Source organism: Geofilum rubicundum JCM 15548, from assembly GCF_000974365.1.
In the GTDB taxonomy this organism is placed as follows: domain Bacteria; phylum Bacteroidota; class Bacteroidia; order Bacteroidales; family Marinilabiliaceae; genus Geofilum; species Geofilum rubicundum.
Genome location: NZ_BAZW01000090.1, coordinates 1 through 8051, shown reverse-complemented (window position 1 = coordinate 8051; position 8051 = coordinate 1). Strand labels below are relative to the sequence as shown.

At 40.7% G+C, this 8051-nt stretch carries 11 protein-coding genes and 1 pseudogene; 3 read left to right on the top strand and 9 right to left on the bottom strand.

The window, feature by feature from the left end:
• Together JCM15548_RS19400 and JCM15548_RS19395 are read left to right on the top strand one after the other, a co-directional pair.
• Positions 1-624, top strand: a 624-nt coding sequence (locus tag JCM15548_RS19400; protein ID WP_157482988.1) for an AAA family ATPase, incomplete at its 5' end; no start/stop codon positions are given.
• A complete protein-coding gene (locus tag JCM15548_RS19395; protein ID WP_062128738.1) occupies positions 617-1120 on the top strand; it encodes a hypothetical protein in 504 nt (167 codons plus the stop codon). The genes JCM15548_RS19400 and JCM15548_RS19395, both read left to right, overlap by 8 nt.
• Before the next feature lie 311 nt (positions 1121-1431).
• Here JCM15548_RS19395 and JCM15548_RS19390 read toward each other — a convergent pair whose 3' ends face one another.
• The 5 genes from JCM15548_RS19390 to JCM15548_RS19375 form a co-directional block, all read right to left on the bottom strand.
• A complete protein-coding gene (locus JCM15548_RS19390; protein WP_062128736.1) occupies positions 1432-2436 on the bottom strand; it encodes an NADP-dependent oxidoreductase in 1005 nt (334 codons plus the stop codon).
• 111 nt (positions 2437-2547) lie between these two features.
• Complete coding sequence (locus JCM15548_RS19385; RefSeq protein ID WP_062128735.1) at positions 2548-3795, bottom strand: ATP-binding protein; 1248 nt, start codon at positions 3793-3795, stop codon at positions 2548-2550.
• A gap of 24 nt (positions 3796-3819) precedes the next feature.
• Positions 3820-4038, bottom strand: coding sequence for a hypothetical protein (locus tag JCM15548_RS19380; RefSeq protein WP_062128733.1), 219 nt, complete (start codon positions 4036-4038; stop codon positions 3820-3822).
• A gap of 106 nt (positions 4039-4144) precedes the next feature.
• Positions 4145-4309, bottom strand: a complete 165-nt coding sequence (locus tag JCM15548_RS22290; protein ID WP_173427673.1) for a hypothetical protein — start codon at positions 4307-4309, stop codon at positions 4145-4147.
• A 5-nt stretch (positions 4310-4314) separates the two neighbouring features.
• Positions 4315-4839 carry a hypothetical protein gene (locus JCM15548_RS19375; protein ID WP_062128730.1) on the bottom strand — a complete coding sequence of 175 codons (525 nt, stop codon included), beginning with the start codon at positions 4837-4839 and terminating at the stop codon, positions 4315-4317.
• A 91-nt stretch (positions 4840-4930) separates the two neighbouring features.
• Here JCM15548_RS19375 and JCM15548_RS19370 point away from each other — a divergent pair, with 91 nt between their 5' ends.
• A complete protein-coding gene (locus JCM15548_RS19370; RefSeq protein ID WP_157482987.1) occupies positions 4931-5164 on the top strand; it encodes a hypothetical protein in 234 nt (77 codons plus the stop codon).
• 812 nt (positions 5165-5976) lie between these two features.
• On the opposite strand, the gene JCM15548_RS19360 is transcribed toward JCM15548_RS19370, so the two are convergent.
• From JCM15548_RS19360 to JCM15548_RS22035, 4 genes and pseudogenes are all read right to left on the bottom strand, one after another.
• Positions 5977-6180: a hypothetical protein gene (locus JCM15548_RS19360; protein WP_062128723.1), complete on the bottom strand. Its 204-nt coding sequence runs from the start codon at positions 6178-6180 to the stop codon at positions 5977-5979.
• Positions 6181-6413: 233 nt separating this feature from the next.
• Positions 6414-6749 (bottom strand): type II toxin-antitoxin system antitoxin SocA domain-containing protein, encoded by a 336-nt coding sequence (locus JCM15548_RS19355; RefSeq protein ID WP_062128720.1) that lies wholly within the window; start codon positions 6747-6749, stop codon positions 6414-6416.
• A 221-nt stretch (positions 6750-6970) separates the two neighbouring features.
• Positions 6971-7798: an IS3 family transposase gene (locus tag JCM15548_RS19350; RefSeq protein WP_062128718.1), complete on the bottom strand. Its 828-nt coding sequence runs from the start codon at positions 7796-7798 to the stop codon at positions 6971-6973.
• Positions 7795-8051: pseudogene (locus JCM15548_RS22035) on the bottom strand (hypothetical protein); the annotation flags it as partial. The pseudogene JCM15548_RS22035 and the gene JCM15548_RS19350, both read right to left, overlap by 4 nt.

The following is an 8051-nucleotide window of genomic DNA, read 5'->3' as shown; positions in this document are numbered from 1 at the left end:
TCGTTCGACTACAGGCTCCCTGAATTGGAGGCGGTAAGAAAGGCCATAGAACAACTGTTTCCGGATATATCGGCACCTCATATTATGCTGAACCCTTTAAGATTTGCCGTAAAAATTGATGGCACGCGACTAGATATTATGCAATTGAGCGACGGCTACAAAACGATGTTGTCGCTGGTCATCGATTTGGCATCGCGTATGGCTTTGGCCAATCCTCACATGGACAACCCATTGGAGGCAAAAGCGGTGGTCATGATCGACGAGGTTGACTTGCACCTGCATCCCGAGTGGCAGCGCAGGGTGGTGGGTGATTTGCTTAGGGTTTTTCCCCGTGCACAGTTTATTTTAACGAGCCACAGTCCTTATATTGTTGAAGCGGTTAATAATCACCTCATGCGCTTTCATGTGCGCGACCAAGTCACTTCTTCACCGAATATTAGCAACTTATACCCTCTCCCAGCCAACGATACTGCGGTCTATTATCTGCAAAAAGACGCCATTGAGGATATTATGGATAAGGAATTGGGCTTAATTGATAATAAACTGATCCATCCGTACAATGTCTTATCGGAGGCTTACGATGAAATGAGGGATCTTCAATGGGCAGAAAGGACAGATGATTGATATTGGCAGGTTTGAATCGTGTGTTTGTACAAGGCGTGGCGAGCCCGACGAAATGTGCAGCGGTCCGTTTTCTTTTGAGGAAAATGGTAAGAAAGTTAGACTTCAGCCAAAAGGACGCGACGAAGAAACTAAAGCGGTTGTGCTGGATCAATGTGTGTTTAGGGATACCGAGCCTAAATGCGACGGGATGTTTCTTTTTCGCAGACAACACCGGTATTGGATGATACTGGTAGAGTTGAAAGGGACAAATATAGAGCATGCTGCTGGCCAACTGGCAGCTACCAAATACAACAGACCGGAGTACCAGGAAATAAAGGGTCTGATCAATGCTAATGCCAGTGGACAATTGACCGAATTGGCATTTATTATTTCATCTGCAATGCCTTCAAGGACTGTAACCCGGCGTCTGGAAGATCAGAACAACATTCGCATTAAAGGCATACTGCACAGCACTGCAACAACTCCCATACCAGATTTGCGCAGCAATCTTCGTTAACCTCGCGAAATGAATGAACTAACCTTTATTCCATTCGGCCAGCAGCACCAAGGGCCAGATGCGTGAAAAAGTGACGCTTGGGTCGCCTTTGAGGGCTCCGTTTAAAAAAATGTGTTTGTAGTTATCGGGCATTAAGGTTTATTTGTGATAAGCTGCATTCCGATCACCAATAGCTTTTAGAATTAAAGTATTATCCATTCTCTTATCCTCATCCAACACAGTTTCTTTAATGGCATCTAAACAAGCCAGGGAAATTTCTGCATGACTTAAACCGTTAATATTGAGCCATAAACTTATCTGACCGATGAAGATCACGCTTTCATACCAATGACAATTTTCCCTTTGGCATGGCCGCTTTTTTGGTGAAGTAGGGCCTCAACGGCATTGGAAAGTGGGTACACTTTATCAATGACGGGTTTGATCAATTGTCTTTCGATGAGGGTTTTGATGTCGGCCAATTGGGAGGCGTTGGGGTCCATCAACACAAAGTAATAGTGGGCCGTCTTGGCTTTGGCTTGCCTGGTTATTTTACGGCGCTTCAGGGCCAGTAGGAGGCGTATCAATTTATTCAGACCTAAATCTTTGGCGGTGAATTCATCAAGGTCACCGGCTATACTGACAACGGTGCCGCCTTTTTTGATGACTTTAAAGGCTTCGAGGGTGTAATCGCCACCGAGGGTATCGTAAACAATGTCGAGGTCTTTGGCGATGGCTGCATAGTTCTCTGTCTTATAATCGATGACCCGGTCGGCTCCCAGTTCTTTGACCCACTCGACGTTTTTGGTGCTGGTGGTGGTGTAAACATAGGCGCCTTTGGCTTTGGCGTACTGTATGGCGAAGGTACCAACCCCACCGGAACCGGCATGAATTAAGACTTTGTCCCCGGCCTTTAGCCGGGCTTTGTCGAAGCATTGTACGGTGGTTAAACCGACGAGTGGGATACTGGCGGCGGCTGCAAAATCGATATTGGCGGGTTTCTTTATCACCACATCGCTGTCTATGGCAATATATTCCGCGAAGGTGCCGGGTGCGTTGGAGGGGACTCTGGAAAAAATTTCGTCGCCAATTTCCAGATGGGTGACGCTTTGGCCCTTTGCGACCACCACGCCTGCGACATCAAATCCTATGGGGGCCGGAAATTTGAGCTTGATGACTTGCTTTAAGGCGCCTTCTACTATTTTGTAATCTATGGGATTGGTGCTGGCGGCATAAATTTCTATGAGTACCTGATGCTCGCTGACGGAGGGCTTTTCGACTTCGTTTATGGCCAAATGCGCTTTGAGGTCGCCATACCCGGTTATTTGTAGTGCTTTCATGACTGTGTCTGTTTGGTTGCCTTAAGTTACTGAAAAAAACGACCAAAAAAAATTAGTGTCTTTCTGTACCGACTCTATCAATTGCATTGGGAAGAATGGGGGCTGCGAGAGTCAGTATTCTTGTTCTTCATCAGTGTACAGTAGCCAGTTAAAAACATTAAGATGCTTAATTCCGTCTCTATTTTGAGTAAAGGAGTCTGACGTGAGCAAATATTTAGGGTAATTGTCGCTGATTTTTTCTAAGGCACCAAACTCTCGTTCAATTGTGCTTTCACTCGCCATTTGCCATGCAACCTGATAATATTCTATGTCGCCTGTCTTGGTTTTGCAAACAAAGTCAACTTCACTATTTCGTGAAGTACCTGTCCAAATTTTGTTGCCTCTTCTAAGCAGTTCGAGAAAAACTACATTTTCTAATATATGCCCTCTGTCTGCAGTACGTTCTTTTCCCGCCAAAATATTGAGCAATCCAGCATCCACTAAATAGTATTTTTCTTGAGTAGCCAATTGTTTTTTACCCTTTAAATCGAAGCGGTTTACTTTGTAAAATATAAAGCTTGCTACTAAATATTCTAAATATTTCTCAACGGTGGTATTGTGTGTGTTTTGTCCGTCTTGTTTTAATGTTTTTGCAATATTTCCGGGCGAAAGAGGGTTCCCAATGTTGGAAGCTACAAATTTTGCAATATTGCCAAAAGCTCGCTTGTTGTTTATTTGGTGACGTTGTGTAATATCTTTTTCTACAATAGTGGTGTAAATGGCTTCCAGGTACTCATATATCTTATCGAATCCGCCCTCTCGCAGTTCAACACCTTTGGGTAATGATGTTTCATTTACATAATCAAAAAAGAGAGCTTCATAATTGAGGTATCTGTTTGATATGTCAATTTTACGAGCTGTTAAGTACTCTTTGAATGAGAAAGGCAATATAGAAATTTCAACATATCGCCCACTTAAAAGTGTTGCCAATTCACCTGACAGTAAAAAGGCGTTTGAGCCTGTGATGTAAACATCTATATTAGGTTTTACAAATAACCCATCCACTAACCTTTCAAATTCATTTACATTTTGCACCTCGTCTAAAAAAACATAGCAAGGCTTTGTCAAATCTAACTGACTGATGATATGTTCATACAAAGAATCTAAATCGTTAAGAAATTTGCGCAGTTCAAACTCTTCAAAGTTTAAAAACACTATTTGCTTGTCATTCACCCCCATTTGCAATAGCCTCTGTCTATATAGTTCAAACAAGGTGCTTTTGCCGCTTCTGCGCAAACCACTTACCACTTTTATTAGATCTTTGTCTTTATAAGCCAATAATTTGCTTAAGTATTCTTTGCGATTTGTATAATTACTCATACTACAAACATAATGACATAATCATTAAAAATTGCACAAACTGCAAGTTTTAATGATTTGATAAGTATTCCTATTAATCATTCTTTTCGTGTGATTGAAAACTATTTTGTAATCGATGGGATTGGTGCTGGCGGCATAAATTTCTATGAGTACCTGATGCTCGCTGACTGAGGGCTTTTCGACTTCGTTTATGGCCAGATGCGCTTTGAGGTCGCCATACCCGGTTATTTGTAGTGCTTTCATGATAATGGTTTGATTGCGTTAAGTTCGCTTACCCCTATCTAAACGATTGCCTTAATACCAATGGGCTTTGATTGGCTTTTGAAGTGAGAGAAGTTATACTTATAAATCAAACACGGTTCGGGGTAAATCTGCCTTTTTTTGAAGGCTTAATACGTTTTCTCTTTTCTTTATCGGCCTTTATGAAATCACTAATCATTTTTTTCTCTTTCTCGGATAACGGACGTGGGTCAACAAAGAAATCTATGTCTAAAGGCTCTCTAATCAATTTCATAATATTTAAGTTTTATAATATTTATCAAGTAATTTTAATGCTGCTTCGGTATTAATAACCATCAATTGTCCACCAACGCAAATCGCTCCAAGGGTTTTCTCATAATGCTCAATCAATTGAGATTTAGCAGCAAATGAAACATATCCCTCAAATCCTCGATGAAATGAAATCCGACAAACAAAAGCAATCAGGTTACCGGGAACCCCCAAATATACTTTTTCTCGGCCAAGGTTAAAGGGAGCACTCTCAATTAGGTGCATATAAACATGGTCTTCTTTCTCGGTAATGCTTATCAATCCTTGAATTACATCTGTGTTACCAACTGTCGTTAATTTGTATATATCTCTGTCTGCTTCCTTATATTCATTTTTCCAATTAAATAACCATCCATTTTTCTTTGAAATTGATTTTAAATCATCCTTATCAACCAACGAAACATCGGTTTGAAAACGGTCACCGGTTATAACATTTTCAATTGAATTAGTCAGTTTATCAATCTCTATATCAAAATATTGAAGATTACGTCTCATACTTCAAATTTACAAAAAATAAACGATATACAATCAAGTTTTCTTTGGCATTTCTGAGCAGCAGCTTTTGCCGGGGGTTAATGTACTGCTGTTGGGGTATTCTCCACCGGTGAACCTGCTGGCGGCTTCTGTTTTCGATTCGAAATACATGGGCGGAGACGGTGTAGAGCGCCACACGTCGTTCAACCGCACCTATGTATTCAACCTGTTGGGTGGCAAGGAATGGGGCGAGCGGACCAACAGAATATTAAATGGTGGTAGCACAGGGACTGACCATGATCTATCCCTTTTTTACCTACCGGGTGAAGTTTCTTACACAGACTAACTAACCGATTGCCTGAATTGAAATGGACTTTGATTGGTTTGGTGGTGGACTGATCCAATAAGAGAAGAAAAAATGAGGAGATGGCGGTGAAAAGGAACCTCTATAAAAAAAGGGTGGGCTGCCAGCGTTCTGACAGCCCATTTTTAACCTTAACCCTAACCCACAACAAAAATAGAAAACGGTTTCTTTTCTGCCAAATAAATCGCAAGAAATTTTCAAAAATTTCTTTTATTGGTCAAACAATTTCACTTATTAGACGGATTTTATTCTGAGCAGTAATGGCCTTAAGGTGCTAGCATCGTCAAGATTTAGTACTTAATCATTACTATGAAGAAGCTTATTCGGGTTAATGATTGGTAATACGAAATTTTGCAAAGCGGTTCCCTGCATTTTTGTTAAAAGAATTCCCCTCGATGTAGAGTAGGTCACAGAAGAAAGCGCATTGCCCAAATCCGGATGCAAATCCAACTTGTTGCTTTTTGTCGGTGTGACGAGTTCATCTAAGTTTTCAATTCGATAAACGAATATTAAATGAAACTTTCTTGAGCTGATCTTGCATCCTTAACCCCACCATTGAATAGAATGACTATTTGCTCCGTTAATCGATAGCAGTAAATCCTTAATGGAAAGTTAACTCCTAATTCCTTAATTTCCTCTATGTGTAATCAAGCGAAACAATTGCAATGCTTCGTCATTAAGAGGATGCCCAGGTATTGCATATTGTTCGAAGAACTTGTCCGATATATTCACTTTTAACTAAATTCTGCAAGTTAAGGTTTCACTTTTAAGTTAATTCCATTTATTACGAAAAATTAGCCACTTGGTTTTCGTAAGGGCTTTTTTATATATTCTTCCATTTTAAGTTTCAATTGCATGAGCTTAGCTCGCATAACTTGATCCTTGGTAAGCAACTTCATCCTCCCTATCCGTGCTTCCATTAAAGTTGTGGCTTCAGATTCACGCTCTAAATTGTTTTTGTATCTTGAATCAACACCATACTCAGCATCATCGTTCATATCACTTTTTTAAAGATACCATAGTTTACAAAATTCGGAAACTGTGTTCTCAGCTAAATCACTCTCTCTTATTTGTTCGTCAGTGATATCAGCTTCATTTCCCCAATTCTTCGCTTCATAATTCTCAATCAATTCTAAAAGGTGTTGGCGGAGAGGCTCTAATGAAGGATTCCCCTCCACCATCCACCTCAACTTCCCTTGAATAGCAGTAGCTTGTCAAGTGGGTGTGCCAATTATTGCATGATGAATAAACGGTGAGCGTTGGATAATCCATTTAATTCAAAGCTATAATTATAATTAATCAGATTTTTGCCTCCACTGTTCTCGATCCAGGCTTTTTCCTTATGACTAATTTCAATTATTTCATTGGTGGATGTACTTTTAAATTTATCCGCCACCATATCCAAAATATGCAATTCGTTGTCTGCAAATAAATCCTTGTTAAATGTCTTGTTAGGATTTGGTTTAAATTGTTCGCCTATACCCCCATCTGCAAAATTGGTATAACAAATATCCAGTTCATTCTTATTCGCTAAATATTCAAAAATACTATTGAAATTATTTGGCACAGTATTCTACTCCCCATTCGTTGGACAAAAATAACGACCTGCTAAGTTGAAATTCCAAGTCATTATTTATCTTTGAGGCATCAGGTGAAACAAACAAGGGCTCTGCTGGCGAGCAACCTTTTAGGGATAACCTGTGCTGAGTGAATGAACTGGTTTCGACCGGGGTTTTTCGCATTCAATTAGCCCATGCCTAAGAAAACGCATTGGCACGAAGTGCCAAATTAAGCATAATTGGTGTACAATTGGGCTGGAATTTGCCGATTTATTCCCTGATGGGTCTTCTTTCCATTGTAATATTTAAAGAACTTTTTCAGGCCCACAAAGAGCTCTAACCCATCTTCAGCAGGGTATAGATACACATAGTCACGCTTGACTGTTCGCCAAAATCTCTCTATAAAAATATTGTCAAGTGCCCGTCCTCGGCCGTCCATGGAGATGAGAATCCCCTCACGCTTAAGGTATTCAACCCAAAGGGAACAAGTGAACTGGCTTCCCTGGTCTGAATTGATTATTTCAGGCTTTCCATTTTGTCGGATGGCCTCTTGTAGGACCTCCAGCGAGTTCTCTGCCCGCAAGTCATTAAACAGGCCCCAGCTCACTACATAGCGACTATAAACATCTATTATGGCGGTCAAATACATAAAGCCATGCTTCATGGGAATGTATGTAATGTCAATAGCCCAGACTTGATTGGGTCTGTTTATTTCCAAGTTTCGGAGCAAATAGGGATGGATGTATTTCGCATGCCCCAACTTACTTAAGTTTCTCTTGGGATAGATGGCCATAATATTCATCTTGCGAAGTAGCCGTCTAACTCTCTTTGGATTAACCAAGAAGCCCATTGCAAAAAGGAAGTCCTGCATTTGCAGTACGCCATGAGTGGGATGCTCTAAAAACTCCTCATCCATAAGTCGCATGATTTCCTGATTCTCCGAACTTTCACCTTTAGGCTTATAATAATAGCTACTGGGCGCTATGTCCAATAATTCGCATTGCTGCCGAACACTTAGTTCCTCATCAGTTGATATATAGCTTTTTAGCTCTGTCATAGTCCCAACCTTTTTGAAGTTTTTTTTAGCCAGTCACGCTCCATTTCAAGCTGTCCTATCTTAGAAAACAGGCGGGTCCTTTCTTCCTCAAAATCATCTTTGGGGGCCTTGGAAGCAAAGATCTCTGAGGATCGAGCTACGAACTCCTGCTTCCATTTGGAAATCATGGTTGGGTGAACTTCAAATCGCTTTGAAAGTTCTGCTAAAGTCTCACGCTCCTGGAGCGCAGCCAAAGCTACTTGGCTTAAAGCCC